The 14,999-nt window shown below is 59.4% G+C and carries 14 protein-coding genes; 9 read left to right on the top strand and 5 right to left on the bottom strand.

What is annotated here, in order from left to right:
- The first annotated feature begins 116 nt into the window (after nucleotides 1-116).
- Complete coding sequence (locus ED655_RS02105) at nucleotides 117-2,390, top strand: TonB-dependent siderophore receptor (protein ID WP_240993450.1); 2,274 nt, start codon at nucleotides 117-119, stop codon at nucleotides 2,388-2,390.
- Nucleotides 2,391-2,508: 118 nt separating this feature from the next.
- Here the strand turns inward: ED655_RS02105 and ED655_RS02100 are convergent, their stop codons facing one another.
- The 3 genes from ED655_RS02100 to ED655_RS02090 all read right to left on the bottom strand — a co-directional run bounded on the left by ED655_RS02100 (nucleotide 2,509) and on the right by ED655_RS02090 (nucleotide 5,395).
- The gene (locus ED655_RS02100; RefSeq protein WP_122048785.1) at nucleotides 2,509-3,453 is read right to left on the bottom strand and encodes a nucleoside hydrolase; all 945 of its coding nucleotides are present in this window, start codon (nucleotides 3,451-3,453) and stop codon (nucleotides 2,509-2,511) included.
- A 4-nt stretch (nucleotides 3,454-3,457) separates the two neighbouring features.
- A complete protein-coding gene (locus ED655_RS02095; RefSeq protein ID WP_023979699.1) occupies nucleotides 3,458-3,721 on the bottom strand; it encodes a DUF3297 family protein in 264 nt (87 codons plus the stop codon).
- Nucleotides 3,722-3,898: 177 nt separating this feature from the next.
- Nucleotides 3,899-5,395 carry a CoA-acylating methylmalonate-semialdehyde dehydrogenase gene (locus ED655_RS02090; protein WP_122048784.1) on the bottom strand — a complete coding sequence of 499 codons (1,497 nt, stop codon included), beginning with the start codon at nucleotides 5,393-5,395 and terminating at the stop codon, nucleotides 3,899-3,901.
- Nucleotides 5,396-6,084: 689 nt separating this feature from the next.
- Here ED655_RS02090 and ED655_RS02085 point away from each other — a divergent pair.
- Complete coding sequence (locus tag ED655_RS02085) at nucleotides 6,085-7,236, top strand: alpha/beta fold hydrolase (RefSeq protein ID WP_122048783.1); 1,152 nt, start codon at nucleotides 6,085-6,087, stop codon at nucleotides 7,234-7,236.
- Nucleotides 7,237-7,318: 82 nt separating this feature from the next.
- Here ED655_RS02085 and ED655_RS02080 read toward each other — a convergent pair whose 3' ends face one another.
- Nucleotides 7,319-7,939, bottom strand: a complete 621-nt coding sequence (locus ED655_RS02080) for a hypothetical protein (protein ID WP_122048782.1) — start codon at nucleotides 7,937-7,939, stop codon at nucleotides 7,319-7,321.
- A gap of 198 nt (nucleotides 7,940-8,137) precedes the next feature.
- Between ED655_RS02080 and ED655_RS02075 the strand changes: the two genes are divergently transcribed.
- Nucleotides 8,138-8,518 carry a hypothetical protein gene (locus ED655_RS02075; RefSeq protein WP_122048951.1) on the top strand — a complete coding sequence of 127 codons (381 nt, stop codon included), beginning with the start codon at nucleotides 8,138-8,140 and terminating at the stop codon, nucleotides 8,516-8,518.
- Nucleotides 8,515-8,703 carry a helix-turn-helix transcriptional regulator gene (locus ED655_RS02070; protein WP_023979703.1) on the top strand — a complete coding sequence of 63 codons (189 nt, stop codon included), beginning with the start codon at nucleotides 8,515-8,517 and terminating at the stop codon, nucleotides 8,701-8,703. Before ED655_RS02075 ends, ED655_RS02070 begins: the two co-directional genes overlap by 4 nt.
- A 61-nt stretch (nucleotides 8,704-8,764) precedes the next feature.
- Here ED655_RS02070 and serB read toward each other — a convergent pair whose 3' ends face one another.
- The gene (gene serB / locus ED655_RS02065; RefSeq protein WP_122048781.1) at nucleotides 8,765-9,655 is read right to left on the bottom strand and encodes a phosphoserine phosphatase SerB; all 891 of its coding nucleotides are present in this window, start codon (nucleotides 9,653-9,655) and stop codon (nucleotides 8,765-8,767) included.
- Nucleotides 9,656-9,696: 41 nt separating this feature from the next.
- Here serB and miaA point away from each other — a divergent pair, with 41 nt between their 5' ends.
- The 5 genes from miaA to ED655_RS15430 form a co-directional block, all read left to right on the top strand.
- Entirely contained in the window at nucleotides 9,697-10,695 is a 999-nt protein-coding gene (gene miaA, locus ED655_RS02060; protein ID WP_122048780.1) for a tRNA (adenosine(37)-N6)-dimethylallyltransferase MiaA, read from the top strand.
- Nucleotides 10,696-10,727: 32 nt separating this feature from the next.
- Entirely contained in the window at nucleotides 10,728-12,524 is a 1,797-nt protein-coding gene (gene ilvB, locus ED655_RS02055) for a biosynthetic-type acetolactate synthase large subunit (RefSeq protein WP_122048779.1), read from the top strand.
- On the top strand, nucleotides 12,524-13,051 hold the full coding sequence (gene ilvN / locus ED655_RS02050; RefSeq protein WP_023979706.1) for an acetolactate synthase small subunit: 528 nt from the start codon (nucleotides 12,524-12,526) through the stop codon (nucleotides 13,049-13,051). Before ilvB ends, ilvN begins: the two co-directional genes overlap by 1 nt.
- Complete coding sequence (gene ilvC / locus ED655_RS02045; RefSeq protein ID WP_122048778.1) at nucleotides 13,051-14,070, top strand: ketol-acid reductoisomerase; 1,020 nt, start codon at nucleotides 13,051-13,053, stop codon at nucleotides 14,068-14,070. The genes ilvN and ilvC overlap by 1 nt, the downstream gene beginning before the upstream one ends.
- Nucleotides 14,071-14,605: 535 nt before the next feature.
- On the top strand, nucleotides 14,606-14,999 hold a 394-nt coding region (locus tag ED655_RS15430), incomplete at its 3' end, for a hypothetical protein (protein ID WP_162993347.1).

Raw genomic sequence — 14,999 nt, 5'->3', positions numbered from 1 at the left:
GAGGGTGATATTTAAGCCACATAGTGGGCAGGGAAAATTAACTTTCCCCAAACTTTCTTTGCGAATGACTCGCAATATCGCTATCTCTCTGCCGTTTTCTCACGGCAGGACATTTTATGCGCGCTGAATTTACCCGCTCGGGTCTGGCAATGTGTGTTTCCCTCATGGCGCTGATGTCGGGCAGCGCCCATGCACAAACACAGCAATCCTCCAGCAAAAGCGGGGCTGGAACGGTCAGGGCGCGTAGTGCCTCGTCCGGGGTAGTTCAGAACGCGGCAGTTTCAGGCCCCGCGGGGTCACAGGCTATGTCGTCTGCCCATGCGGCCCCGGCTGCCTCTCACCCGAAGGCTGAGGAGCTTGTGGTGCGTGGTCAGAAAGGCGCAACCATCGCTTCATCAGCGACCAAATCGAGCACACCGCTCATCGAGACGGCCCAATCCGTAACGGTGGTCACCCGTAATGAAATGGACATTCGTGGCGTGCTGACGCTTAACCAGGCCGTACGTTATGCCGCAGGCATCACGCCCGATCTGCGTGGTGGTGTCGGTACGCGTTATGACCTGTTTCAGCTGCGTGGTTTCACCATTCCCGAATTTCTCGACGGGCTGCGCTTGCAGGACAGCCCAACCGGCTATGCGATTGCGCAGATCGACACGTCGCGTCTTGAGCGCCTGGAAATCCTGAAAGGCCCGGCTTCGGCGCTTTACGGCCAGTCCAGCCCCGGTGGTCTCGTCGCCCTGTCCAGCAAACTGCCAACCGATCGCGCCTCTTACGGTTCGGTCAACGCCACGGGCGGCATGTTCGATCTGTATCGTGTCGACGCCGATATGGGTGGCTTTGCCACCAAGGATGGATCCATCCGTTACCGCCTGTACGGCACGGTCAATGGTCAGCACACCCAGCTGTCACGCACTGGCAGCCGCCGCTTCTCGATCAGCCCTTCGGTCACCTTTGGCGGTAACGGCCCGGACACCTTCACCCTGCTTGGCAATTACCAGTACGATCCCGAGGCCGGCACCTATGGCGGTGTGCCGCTTCAGGGCTCGCTCAAGCCCGCGCCTTTTGGCGGCTATCTGCCCCGCAATTTCTATGATGGCGATGCACGCTTCGAGAAATTCAACCGCAAGCATGGCGGCATTACGTACATCTATAATCACCGATTCAACAGCGACTGGAATTTCTCGACGCGCGGCCGCTATGACGACATCAAGACGCAATATCGCAGCGTCTATAACGCCGGATACTGGGACGCCGACGGGATGCTGCCGCGCTATGGGTTCGGCACCACCGAGCACACGCGCAATCTGGCGTTTGACAGCAATGTGCATGGCAAGCTGCGCACGGGGCCGCTCACGCACATGATCATGGCGGGTTTCGACTATCAGCAACAATGGGCCAATGAAACGGCGGGGCAGAGTGCGGCCCCGGATCTGAATGTCTTCGCCCCGAATTACGATATGGGCATCGACCCGCTCGAAACCTATGCGCGCTACAAGGTGAACTCACACCAGATCGGCGTTTACGGTCAGGATGAAATTCATTGGGGCGGTCTGGTGCTGACGGGGAGCATCCGTAATGACTGGTTTCGCTCACGCCAGATCGAGTATTACTCGGCGTCGAATTCCAAGCAGGGCCCAAGCCAGATTACGTGGCGTGCAGGCGGCCTTTATCATTTCAAGTTCGGCCTTGCGCCCTATATCAGCTACGCCACCTCGTTCCAGCCCCAGACTGGCGTGGTTTCCAATGACGGTGGCAAGACGCAGGGTCAGGCCAGCCCAAGCATTGGCAAGCAGCTTGAGGGCGGTCTGAAATATCAGCTCCCTGGTACCCCCATCCTGCTGACCGCCGCCGGGTTTCACATCGAGCAGACCAATGTGCTCGTTTCGGTGCCCAATACGGTTTACAGCGTGCAGAATGGTCTGGTCCATTCCGATGGGTTCGAATTCGAGGCCCATATCGATAACTGGCATAACTGGACGGTCGATGCGGCTGTCAGCGTGCAGCGTGTGCATGATGACTCCACCGGCAAGCCGCTTATTCAGTCTGGCCGGGGCAATGCGTCGCTCTTTGGATTTTACACCATTCCCAAGGGCCGCTTCAAATCACTCGGTCTTGGTGCAGGCATGCGTTATTCCGCCTCGGCCTATGGCGGTGAAGCCAGCTATGGCAGCGTGAAAGTGCCGCAATATGCGCTGTTCGATGCCTCGCTGCGTTACGATCTGGCGAACGTCTCGAAATCGCTCAAGGGTTGGACTGTTGGTGCCAGCGTGCGCAATCTTTTCGACAAGAACTACGTGACCAACTGCCTGGCCTATGCGTCTTACGGGCAGGAATTCTGCTATTACGGCGAGCGCCGCAATGCGCAGGGCACGATCGGTTTCGCCTGGTAAGGGACGCCGGGTATGAAAAGCGCAATACCGGGCCGCTAAACGGCTTGGTTATCCGCATGAAAAACCCCGGAGCGCAGAAGCGCTCCGGGGTTTTCTGATGGAAAGAGTGGCTGTCTGTTCAGGGGAGACGCGACAGGCGCTCCGTCAGCACCTGATAAAATCCGTCTGAATCCACATCCCGCATATACAGCGCATTGGCAGGGCGTCCCGTCACGCTCCAGTAATCGACAACAGTCTGACCGGATGAGAGCGCGCTTTGTGTCTCGACCTCGACATTGACGAGGCGGCCCTGAAACAGATCGGGGCGCAGCAGCCACATGATCGTGCAGGGGTCATGCAACGGCGCGCCGGGCCAGCCATATTTTTCGAGATCGAAGCGCTCTGAAAAGCCGAGCATACCGCCCACACAGCGCCCGGCCTCATTGCCGATGGCGCGGATGCGCCCAAGTCGGGAAGGGGTCGTCAGCACCTGATGGGTGATATCGAGCGGCAGCATGACCACCGGCACACCAGAGCCCAGCACAATGGCAGCGGCTTCCGGGTCGACATAGGCATTGAATTCGGCATTGGGGGTGATGTTCCCCCCTTCAAAACAGGCGCCCAGCATGGACACGACGCGGTTGATGCGCGGCGCGATATCGGGAGCCTTCTGCAACGCTGTCGCCAGATTGGTCATCGGGCCCAGTGTCACGATGGTCAGGCTGCCTTCCGGCTCGCGACGCAGCGTTTCGATCAGGAAATCCACCGCGTGGGGTGAGTCAGCCTGTTTTGTCGGTGCAGGCAGGTCTGCGCCATCCAGCCCGCTCTCGCCATGTACATGATCGGCCCGGACGGGAGGGCGCTTCATGGGCAGGTCGCATCCGCTATGCAGCGGAATATCGGCGCGGCCGGCCAGTTCGAGAATGGCGGCGGCATTGCGTGTGGTGTTGGCAATGCCGCTATTGCCGCCCACTGTCAGGATCGCCTCGACCGTAATGTCCTCGGGCGAGGCCAGCGCCAGCAGTATGGCAACGGCATCGTCCTGTCCGGGGTCGGTATCGATAATGATCCGTGTGGGCGTCATGGGTTTACTCCTTGCCGGCTTCCTCGGCTTCGGGGCCCTTGATCCAGGCTTCCACCGTGCCGGAAACCTTGATGGTCATCGGGTTGCCCTTGCGGTCGAGCGTCTTGCCGACAGCCAGACGCACCCAGCCTTCGCTGATGCAGTATTCCTGCACATTGGTACGTTCTTCGCCATTGAAGCGGATGCCGATTCCCTTTTCGAGCAGGGCCTCGTCATAGAACGGGCTGCCCGGTGTGGCGCTCAGACGGTCTGGCATGGTGTCGCTCATGGGAATTCCTCCGGTTTGGCGCGTGTTCCAGTTCTTGTCATGGGACATAGCCCGAGTTCCGGCTCGCGCAAAGCGCCGGAACGCAAAACGGGCACGGGGGTGTGCACCCTCGCGCCCGTTTGCGGCTGTTTTAGGGCCTGAGGATTTACTGCCTCAGGCTGTTCTCAGGCGTTCGGCTCAGCCAAGCGTGGGCATGACGAAATCTGCACCCTGACGGATGCCTGTCGGCCAGCGCGAGGTGACAGCCTTGTACTTGGTGAAGAAGCGCACACCCTCGGCGCCATGCATGTGGTGATCGCCAAACAGCGATGCCTTCCAGCCGCCGAAGGAATGGAACGCCATGGGTACCGGGATAGGTACGTTCACGCCGACCATGCCAGCCTGCACGCGATGGGTGAAAGCACGGGCACTGTCGCCATCACGGGTGAAGATGGCGGTGCCATTGCCGAATTCATGATCGTTGACCAGCTTCAGCGCGGTCTCGAAATCGGGCACGCGCACGACGGCCAGAACGGGGCCAAAGATCTCCTCGCGATAGAGGCGCATCTCCGGTGTCACATGATCGAACAGCGACCCGCCAAGGAAGAAGCCATCCGGGTTCTGCGTCGATTTGAAGTCGCGGCCATCGACCAGCAGCTTGGCACCTTCCTCAGCCCCGAGCGTGACGTAGGAAGCCACCTTGTCGCGATGGATTCTGGTGACCAGCGGGCCCATTTCGGTCGCGTCATCCGTGCCATTGCCGATTTTCAGCGCCTTGACCTTGGGGATCAGCTTGTCGACCAGCGCATCGGCCACAGGGCCAACAGCCACGGCCACGGAAATGGCCATGCAGCGTTCACCTGCCGAGCCATAGGCCGCGCCCATCAGGGCATCGACGGTCTTGTCGAGGTCGCAATCGGGCATGATGACGGCATGGTTCTTGGCACCGCCCAGAGCCTGAACGCGCTTGCCATGGGCCACGCCGGTCTCGTGGATGTAGCGGGCGATGGGGGTGGAGCCCACAAAGCTGATCGCCTGCACGTCCGGGTGCTTGAGCAGGGCATCCACGACGGTCTTGTCGCCATGCACCACCTGGAACACGCCATCAGGCAGACCTGCCTCTTTCAGCAGATCGGCCAGAACGAGCGAGGCGGAAGGGTCGCGCTCGGAAGGCTTGAGAATGAAGCAGTTACCGCAGGCGAGCGCCATCGGTGCCATCCAGAGCGGCACCATGACCGGAAAGTTGAAGGGCGTGATTCCTGCCACGACCCCGAGTGGCTGGCGCATCGACCAGGCATCAATGCCGCGTCCTACCTGCTCGGTGAATTCACCCTTGAGCAGTTCAGGGGCGCCGGTGGCGAATTCCACCACTTCCATGCCGCGCGTCACTTCGCCCAGCGCGTCCGACAGGACCTTGCCATGCTCCGAGGTGATGACCGCCGCCAGATCGCGCGCATGCTTTTCGATCAGATCGCGAAAGCGGAACAGCACGCGGGCACGGGCCAGAGGGGTAGTTTGTGACCATGCAGGAAAGGCGGCTTTGGCGGCAGCAACGGCATCATCGACGTCGCGCGTGTCACCCAGAGCGAGCTGCGCCGTCACCTTGCCTGTGGCTGGGTTGAAAACCTCCCCGCGCTGGGCGCCGTGACCCTCGGTACGGGACCCGTTGATGTAATGCTGAATCAGACTGCTCATGAACGTCTTCCTCTTCCTTGCGGCCTTGTGACGCGCCCTTATGGACCCGCACCCCTCATCCGCCTTATAGCATCGGCCCAGCCACGCGAATTTCAACTCCCGCGTGAGGCCGCTCTCCTGACCTGTATCGAAATTAATATTCTCTTTTTGTCGTTCGAAAAGAAAAATAATTCTATTTTCTGATGATCAAGGTCACGTTCCGGTGAGTGGCAGTGAGAGGCATGACAGGGGTATTGCGGCGATAAGGAACCCTCTGCCGCCCCGATAGATAGGCCTACTGCTGTTTCGCCCGTCTCGGTGGTCTGTGGGGTGATACTGCGCCTCAATGGTCAGGAAGCGACGTGGGCTCGGATCAGCTTGGCGGCTCACTTTCAGAACAACTGCTGCCGGACCGCGCCTGGGTCAGTCCTGTCAAATCTCCGCCCGCCCATCGGGCATCTTCTGCCTCTGGTTGCATCGAACCAGCAGGAGCGACCATGAAGCCGCCCTGATTCCCCACCATGGGAACGTCCCGGGGTGTCGAACCGGCCTGTGAGCGCTGCGTTTGCCGTATGCGGTTCCCTGACCCGGCCCCGAATGGTCCCCATCGCATGCGGGGTGTTTTTGGCTTGCTGGGCTGTCGGGGCTTGCCCCCGCGCGACACTCCTGAGACTTTCCATCCCTCGTTACCCCTAGATCGAAGAGGTCTGATGCGTTCTGTCCTTGCCATGATGGCTGTTTCCGCCCTGACCCTGACCGCCTGCGCGATGGATGCCGATGAGGATGCCGAATCGCGCTATGCCCCCGTCGCTGCCGGGCAGGCCATCAAGCTCGAACAGAAAAATGCGCCTATTCCCGGCACGGCTTATCGCATGGCCTATCGCAGCACCGATGCGCATAACCCGACGCATCTGGTGGCGGTTTCGGCTGAGGTCATGGTCCCGCGCGGCACACCGCCCGCAGGTGGCTGGCCTGTCGTGGCCTGGGCTCACGGCACAAGCGGGATCGGCCTTACCTGTGCGCCTTCCATCATGGGGATTGGCGGGCCGCAGGCAAGCTTTTACGGCAGCTGGCTGCGTCGGGGCTATGCCGTTGTCGCTACCGATTATCCGGGTCTGGGCGAGCCAGGGGCAGCGCTTTACCTGAATGCCAAATCAGAAGGCATGGCTGTGCTGGACTCGGTTCGTGCAGCGCGTCGCCGCTTCTCTGCGCTGAGCGGCCATGTCGTCTTGCTGGGGCATGATCAGGGTGCGCAGGCTGTGCTTGCAGCCTCGGCATTGGCGAAATCCTATGCGCCGAGCCTGCAAATCAAGGGTACGATCGCGCTCGGCGCACCGTATTTCGATGGCGATTCAGGTCATATCCTGACCCAGGCTCACGGGGCCCGTCGCTTTGCCCCGGGCGTCGTTTATGGCTTGCTGCTTGGGGCCTCGCTTGGGGAGGCCGATCCCTCTTTCGACCCATCCAGCGCCTTCAAGCCCCGTGCCCTGCCGCTGTACCGCAAGGCCAGCGAACTCTGCCGCGGCGATTTCTTCGGGGCGGTCGAACATGCGGGCCTGACGCCTGACAACACTTTCCAGCCAGATGCCGAAAACGCGCTGGCTCCGGCACTGCAATGGGCGCGTTATCCTTCGCTCAAGCTGTCTTCACCCGTTATGCTCGGGATTGCCACCAGTGATACGCAGGTACCCACCGCCCAGCAGGAGAAGCTGAAGCAGGCGCTATGCTCTGCCGGAACGGTTGTGAGCGTGCATCACTATCGTGTGGAACATTCACCGCTCCTGAACGCGGCCGAGAGTGAAGCACAGGCTTTTGCCGATCGCAGCCTGCAAGGCGATGCGATTTCATCCGATTGTCAGTGAGTCACAGGGTTCAGGGCTCTGCCCTGAACCTGTCGAGGGGGCGTTGCGCTCTGAAAACCCCCACTGCAATACGGTACTGCGCTCAGTAGAGGTCGCGTGAGAGCGACGTTGCGGCCAGCTGTATTGATCCAACCAGAAGGCACAGGATGGAACTCCCTATCCAGAAGGCAAGGCTTCCGCCCAGCCCGGCGATATAGAGAGTTTCCATCTGGACGCCATTGAGCCACAGCAAGCCCAGCAGAAAAACGCCGATGGCACCGCGACCCAAAAGCAACGCCGTGACCGTGAAGAGGGCAAGGCGTAGTGCTGGCAAAGGCGGTCGCCAAAGCCAGCGTGCTCCTGCGAACGCGGAATAAGCACCAATAAGCAGAACGAGACCGATCGTACCGAGGATTGCTGCCGGGTACCAATCGCCTTGCGATGCCTTAAGCGCCATATCCGGGCCAGCACCGATGAATCCATAGGCGGATGGACCGAGATAGAGTGTGATCGCATGGGCGATCGCTGCTGTCGCAAGAAAAAGTCCTGAAATAATCAGGAGGATTCTCGAAGCAAGAGGGGTATTATTTTCGTGCATTTTGGAGATATGTTTGTTCTCTCGATAAAAGGCAAAAAAATACGTCAAAATAGGCGAGATATCTGATTTTATATTACTACAAATTTGTATCTGTGTGGTCTTAAAAACAAGAAACAGCGGTTGCAAGCAATTCTCTTCACGAGTGCTTGCTTCGGTTTCAACGCCGCATTTCTGCAGTCACCAAGATTAAGGATAACTGAGTCGTTCTTTCTACGCTTCATAGGTCGTTTCCGGGCACGCACCTTAATCGCTCGTCGTGATGTAAAGCTTGCTTTCCACTCTAAAACGAGGAATATGGAAAGTGTACTTTACATGGAGAAACGCATGTTCAGGCCCAGACAGTACGGGATCGAGCTCGGCGCGGCATTGTTGCTGTATCTCTTTCTGCTCTTCACATCAGGTGTGTTGGAGCATCAGCTTCACCCTACAGGGACGCTTCTTTTCGCTCTGAGCATGGCGCCCATGCTTGGAGCCGTGGCCGTGGCATGGGTTATCATGCGAGCACTGCAGCGCATGGATGAACTTCAGCGTCGCGTTCAGTTCGACGCCATAGCGACGGCTTTTCTCGGCACGGCCCTTATCACCATAGGATGGGGCTTCGCTGAGAACGCTGGCGCGCCCCATATTCGCGCCTTCGCCATCTGGCCGCTTATGGCGCTTCTGTGGCTCGCAGGCATGATCGTCGCGTGCCGGAGATACCGGTGAAAAACCGCATGCGCGATCTGCGTCTGGCTCAGGGCCTTAGCCAGAATGCGCTGGCCGAGGCGCTTGGCGTCTCGCGGCAGACCATCAATGCGATCGAGAACGAGCGTTACGACCCGAGCCTGCCTCTGGCGTTCGCCATTGCGAAAATTTTCGATCTGAGCATCGAAGCCATCTTCACCCCATAGGCAGAAGGGGATGAAAGGGGCGAGCCCCTTTCCGGGGGACGGGGCAGCGCCCCGTGAACCCTTACTCCACGAAAACACTCGCCGGATAACCCTGAGCGAACAGATGGGCACGCAGGGTCGAGTGATTGACCTGCATGTCGATCATCTGGCGAACTTTTGGCTTGCCCTTATAGGCGATGCCCAGACCGGCGACGGCGAGCATGGGCAGGTCGTTGGTACCATCTCCTGTCGTCAGGGCTGCCGAAGCCTTCACGCCGCGCTCTTCGAGGAGGTGGGTCAGATGCTCTTCCTTGCTGTTCGGTCCCAGCACGGGGGCAGCGAGCTTGCCGGTGAAGACGCCATCCACGATGTCGAATTCATTGCCGTAATGCTCGTCAAAGCCACAGGCCTCTGCCACGCGGCTGGTGAAATAGGTGAAGCCACCCGAGACGAGTGCCGTGCGGGCGTTATGGGCGTGCATGGTCTGCACCAGTGTGCGGGCACCCGTATTGAGCCTTGAATTTTGCCAGACCTCTTCGAGGCAGGCGGCGGATTTGCCTTCGAGCAGGGCCACGCGCGCGCGCAAAGATTCTTCAAAGTCCAACCGGCCGTTCATCGAGGCTTCGGTCAGTTTGACCACCTCATCACCGATGCCGAGTGTGATGGCCACTTCATCGAGGGTTTCACCCTCCAGAATGGTGCTGTCCATATCAGCCACGAGCACAGCCTTGCGGCGGCCGCGTGTCTTGACCAGCAGGGCATCCACCTTATGACGGGCCAGTGTTGCGCGGATGGTCGCAATGGTCGGTGCGCCCGGTGCCGGGGTGGGGCAGGGGATTTCGACGGCTTCGCCCGGCGAAAGCACGATGGGGTTCTTGCCCTTGACCATGTTCCGCGCAATGTCGATGGCATCTTTGGACAGGGTGCCCTGTGCAGGGTCGGCAACGAGAACGAGAACGTAAGGTAAGGTCATCTTGGCCCATCTGGTAGAAACGCTTGGGACAGCAAGACAGAATGGCTGACGCGTCGATTGCCCTGGCCCCGGTGGCCCTTATTGTGGCGGGACCGACCTGTTCCGGCAAGTCGGCGCTGGCGCTTGGGCTGGCGGAGCGCTTCGGAGGCAGCGTCATCAATGCCGATTCCATGCAGGTCTATACGGATCTGCATGTGCTGACCGCCCGCCCCGATGCACAGGATGAAGCGCGCGCGCCGCATCGTCTCTACGGCGTGCTGGATGCGGCACGACCGGGCAGTGTGGCGTGGTGGCGCGAGGCCGCCCTGGCGGAAATGCAGGCTGCACGGGCGCAGGGCCGGCTGCCAATCCTTTGTGGCGGCACAGGCATGTATCTGCGGGCCTTGCTCGATGGTCTGGTCGAGGTGCCCGAACCCGGCGATGCGGCGCGCAACTGGGCGCGCACCCTTGTAGAGGAAGAGGGGAGCGAGGCCGCTCATGCCCTGCTGATGCAGGATGATCCTGATACAGCCCAGACTCTGAGGCCTGGTGATGGGCAGCGTGTGGCCCGTGCGCTGGAGGTGTTGCGTGGCACAGGGCATGGGCTTTCGTACTGGCGCAACCAGCCCGGCCTGCCGCCCGCCCCGTTTCGCTTTGTCTCCGTAAGGCTTCATCCGCCCCGTGAGGCGCTGCGTGCGGCCATTGCGGAACGGTTCTCACGCATGATGGAACGGGGGGCGATGGAGGAAGTGCAACGCCTTGTGGCACGGGGGCTTTCGCCCGCTTTGCCCGCCATGCGGGCGCATGGCGTGCCGGAGCTGAGCGCCGCTCTTGCCGGAACCCTGGGGCTGAAGGAAGCGATATCCCGTGCAGTGATCGCCACGGGGCAGTACACGCGACGTCAGGCCACGTGGTTCAATCACCATGCGCTGGGCGCAGAGCAGGATTGCATGATTTCCTTGCAAAGATATGACGAGAGTACGCAATTTTCGGAAAGAGAATTCGAAAAAATAGCAACTTTCATACAATCGACCATTGACGAATCCTCAATCCCGTCATAAACCCGCCCGCTCAATGAAAGGGGTGCGCTCACATGAACGCGTCAACACAGCAGACCGGAAAAACTTCGACAGCGCCGCTCAATGGTGCCGAGGTGCTCCTGCGCGTGCTTGTGGAGCAGGGCGTCGAGGTCATTTTCGGCTATCCCGGCGGCGCGGTGCTGCCCATCTATGATGCGCTGTTCAAGCAGGATCATATCCGCCATGTTCTGGTGCGCCATGAGCAGGCTGCCGTTCATGCGGCTGAAGCCTATGCGCGCTCGACCGGCAAGGTCGGCGTTGTGCTGGTCACCAGCGGCCCCGGTGCCACCAATGCTGTGACGGGCCTGGTCGATGCGCTGATGGATTCCATCCCGCTGATCTGCCTGTGCGGCCAGGTGCCCACAGCGCTGATCGGCAATGACGCGTTTCAGGAAGCCGATACGACTGGCATCACGCGTCCGGCCACCAAGCACAATTATCTGGTGCGTCGTGGTCAGGATCTGGCACCGATCGTGCGCGAGGCGTTCGAGGTGGCGGCTGGTGGCCGCCCCGGCCCGGTGCTGATTGACCTGCCCAAGGATATCTCGGTCGGCAATGCGCCTCTGCCGGCCCCGGGCGAAGGGCGTCTGCATCGCCCCTATCGTCCGAATATCGATGCTGACGGCGAGGCAATCCGCCAGACCATCGCTGCCATGAAGCGCGCCAAGCGCCCGCTTCTCTATACAGGTGGCGGTGTGATCAATGCGGGTCCCAAGGCGTCGGAAGGGCTGCGCGAGCTTGCCCGTCGCACCAATTTCCCGGTCACGTCCACATTGATGGGGCTTGGCGCCTTCCCGACGACCGACCGTCAGTTTCTGGGCATGCTGGGTATGCACGGCAGCTACGAGGCCAATCTGGCCACACATGGCTGCGACCTGCTGATCGCGCTCGGCTCGCGCTTCGATGACCGTGTGACGGGGCGCGTCGATGCGTTCTCGCCCAATTCGTTCAAGGTTCACGCCGATATCGACCCCTCGCAGATCAACAAGATCATTCGCGTGGATGTGCCGCTGGTTGGCGATGTCGGTCGCACCATCGAGGCGCTGCTGGCGGCCTGGGATGGCGATGGTCAGGATCTGAGCCCCTGGTGGGCGCAGATCGAGGGCTGGCGCGCGCTGGACTCCTTCGGTTTCGTTCAGGATCAGGCCCCGAGCGCCATCATCCGCCCGCAATATGCCATTCGCCGTCTTTATGAAGCCACGCAGGCGCTTGGGCGCGATACATTTGTGAGCACGGAAGTTGGCCAGCACCAGATGTGGGCGGCGCAGCACTTCCAGTTCGACAAGCCCAATCGCTGGCTGACTTCTGGTGGCCTCGGCACAATGGGTTATGGCCTGCCTGCCGCTGTAGGTGCGCAGGTAGCGCATCCCGATGCGCTGGTGATCGATATTGCCGGTGAGGCCTCGACGCTCATGAATATTCAGGAGCTCGGCACCATGGCGCAGTATCGCCTGCCGGTGAAGCTGTTCATCCTGAACAACCGCTATATGGGCATGGTGCGCCAGTGGCAGGAATTGCTGCATGGCTCGCGCTACTCACAATCCTATAGCGAGGCGCTGCCCGACTTCATCCGTCTGGCCGAAGCCTTCCACGGCAAGGGGCTGCGCGCCACCTGCGTGGGCGAGCTGGATGGTGTGATTGACGAGATGCTGCGCCATGACGGCCCGGTGGTGGCGGATATCTGTGTGGCGCAGGACGAAAACTGCTTCCCGATGATTCCGTCGGGCGCCCCGCATAACGAGATGCTGCTTGGCCCCGATCAGGAAGCCAATGCGGCCCGGATTACTCAAGAAGGCATGATGCTGGTCTGATGGCACAGGATATCCAGAGAGCCGTCATTGCGGTTCTGATCGAAAACGAGAGCGGCGCCCTGGCCCGCGTCGTCGGTCTGTTTTCAGGACGTGGCTACAACATTGAGAGCCTGACCGTTTCTGCCATTGATGCCACGCGCAATCTCTCGCGTATCACCATCGTGACCTCGGGCACCGAAATGGTGATTGCCCAGATCAAGGCGCAGCTTGCGCGCCTGATCCCGGTGCACGGTGTGCGTGACCTGACCGAGAGCGGGCCGCATGTGGCGCGCGAGCTGGCCCTGATCAAGGTGGTCAGCAAGGGCGAGATGCGCACCGAGGGCATGCGTATTGCCCAGGCGTTTCGCGCCCACGCTGTCGATACGACGGCAGGGTCTTTCGTTTTTGAACTGACGGGAAGTGCCGAGAAAATCGATGCTTTCGTCGAATTGATGCAACCGCTTGGTCTTGCGGAAGTGTCCCGGACCGGAATCGCCGCTATAGGCCGTGGTACCGAAGTCTTTCAATCCATCGAGGAGTCTTTCTGATGCGCGTCTATTATGATCGTGACTGTGATCTGGGCCTGATCAAGGGCAAGAAGGTTGCCATCATCGGTTACGGCAGCCAGGGCCATGCCCATGCCAACAACCTGAAGGACAGCGGCGTGACCGATATGGTCATCGGCCTGCGTCCTGAGTCGTCGGCTGTTGCCAAGGCCGAAGGCGCTGGCTTCAAGGTCATGACCCCTGCCGACGCTGCGGCCTGGGCCGATGTCGTGATGGTTCTGACGCCTGACGAAGGCCAGGGCGCACTTTACAAGGAGTCGCTCGAAAAGAACCTGAAGCACGGCGCAGCGCTCGTGTTCGCGCATGGTCTGTCGATCCATTTCCGCATCATCGAAGCTCGCCCCGATCTGGACGTGTTCCTCGTGGCACCGAAGGGCCCCGGCCACACGGTTCGCTCCGAGTACCAGAAGGGTGGCGGCGTACCGTCGCTCGTGGCTGTTGCCCAGAACGCAACAGGCCAGGCGCTCGAGATCGCCCTGTCCTACGCTTCGGCCAATGGTGGCGGCCGCGCTGGAATCATCGAGACCAGCTTCAAGGAGGAGGTCGAAACCGATCTGTTCGGTGAGCAGGCCGTGCTTTGCGGTGGTCTGGTCGAGCTGATCCGCGCCGGTTTCGAAACACTGGTCGAGGGCGGCTACGCTCCCGAAATGGCCTATTTCGAGTGCCTGCACGAAATGAAGCTGATCGTGGATCTGATCTACGAAGGCGGCATTGCCAACATGAACTACTCGATCTCGAACACGGCCGAGTATGGTGAATATGTCACCGGCCCGCGCATCGTGACGGCTGAAACCAAGGCCGAGATGAAGCGCGTTCTGACCGATATCCAGGACGGCACCTTCGTGCGCAACTTCATTCTGGAAAACCAGTCCGGCGGCGTCGGCTTCAAGGCCATCCGCGCTCGCAACGATGCTCACCAGATCGAAAAGACCGGCGAGAAGCTGCGCGGCATGATGCCCTGGATCGCCAAGGGCAAGCTGGTCGACAAGGCCAAGAACTAAGATCCGGAGCAATCCGCATCAATCCATACCGGGGTCTCATCCCGGTCTGAAAAAGCCCCGCTCGATGCGGGGCTTTTTTTATTTCCAGCAGATCCCAGGTTTTTGCTGCGGCTCGCATTCAGGATGAATGACGGACTGGAACAGCCCTGACGCCTCACGCTATTGCCGACATGACAGGCGCATCGCAGAGAGATGTCCACATCAGGGGGCGGACGAATCAATTCAAATGTAGATGCAACTATATTTGAATAAGTTCAGGAAAAAACAGGTAAGTTTCGTAAAAGCAAAGCATAGACATAAAAAATAAGAGTTATATTCTAAAAAATCGCTACCCATTGATATTCATATCTTTTTTCTTAAGGAAAGATACGAAACAGCATCGTATAGCCAGATTCCAGAAGCGTGTATTATTGACTAATATTTTGTATGTTTTTACTAACCAATCAAAGGCCAAATAAAACTGGTTTTTTCATGAGCATATGTGCCGTGAGTGTGAAAACAATATAACAACTGCACAAGTATTCGCGGGGTTAGTATGGCTTACGTTCTTGTTGGCGTATGGTCTGCAGTCAATGATGACGGCATGACGGTTTATCAAAGTAATGGTACGGTTGTACGAGAAGACGTATCGCTGGGTGCGGGGGCTGTTGTTTATATCACCAGCGGTGCCACGGCTTCTGAGCTCACAGGATTGAACAACACTATCTATGTGCTGAGTGGTGGAGTATTGAAAGACTCCAAAATAGAAAACGGTCTTGTTGATGTTGCTGCTGGTGCATCAACTCATGGTAATACTCTGAACTCTACTATAACCAATTATTACTCAGGGGCGACATCCAGAGATGATACATGGTTCAATAGCGGGTTTGACTATAACTGGGCGACCTTCGCTTCTGGCGCGATGGTAACAGGAGCGCAGGCTCTTTCAG

Origin of the sequence: Asaia bogorensis, assembly GCF_900465345.1 — a bacterium.
Classification (GTDB): Bacteria; Pseudomonadota; Alphaproteobacteria; order Acetobacterales; family Acetobacteraceae; genus Asaia; species Asaia bogorensis_A.
Note: the sequence above shows the minus strand (reverse complement) of the source record. Positions and strands in the feature narration are given on the sequence as shown.

Coding starts and splice junctions, on each gene's coding strand:
- ED655_RS02105 (WP_240993450.1), top strand. CDS start 117: ATGCGCGCTGAATTTACCCGCTCGGGTCTGGCAATGTGTGTTTCCCTC.
- ED655_RS02100 (WP_122048785.1), bottom strand. CDS start 3,453: ATGACGCCCACACGGATCATTATCGATACCGACCCCGGACAGGACGAT.
- ED655_RS02095 (WP_023979699.1), bottom strand. CDS start 3,721: ATGAGCGACACCATGCCAGACCGTCTGAGCGCCACACCGGGCAGCCCG.
- ED655_RS02090 (WP_122048784.1), bottom strand. CDS start 5,395: ATGAGCAGTCTGATTCAGCATTACATCAACGGGTCCCGTACCGAGGGT.
- ED655_RS02085 (WP_122048783.1), top strand. CDS start 6,085: ATGCGTTCTGTCCTTGCCATGATGGCTGTTTCCGCCCTGACCCTGACC.
- ED655_RS02075 (WP_122048951.1), top strand. CDS start 8,138: ATGTTCAGGCCCAGACAGTACGGGATCGAGCTCGGCGCGGCATTGTTG.
- serB (WP_122048781.1), bottom strand. CDS start 9,655: ATGACCTTACCTTACGTTCTCGTTCTCGTTGCCGACCCTGCACAGGGC.
- miaA (WP_122048780.1), top strand. CDS start 9,697: ATGGCTGACGCGTCGATTGCCCTGGCCCCGGTGGCCCTTATTGTGGCG.
- ilvB (WP_122048779.1), top strand. CDS start 10,728: ATGAACGCGTCAACACAGCAGACCGGAAAAACTTCGACAGCGCCGCTC.
- ilvN (WP_023979706.1), top strand. CDS start 12,524: ATGGCACAGGATATCCAGAGAGCCGTCATTGCGGTTCTGATCGAAAAC.
- ilvC (WP_122048778.1), top strand. CDS start 13,051: ATGCGCGTCTATTATGATCGTGACTGTGATCTGGGCCTGATCAAGGGC.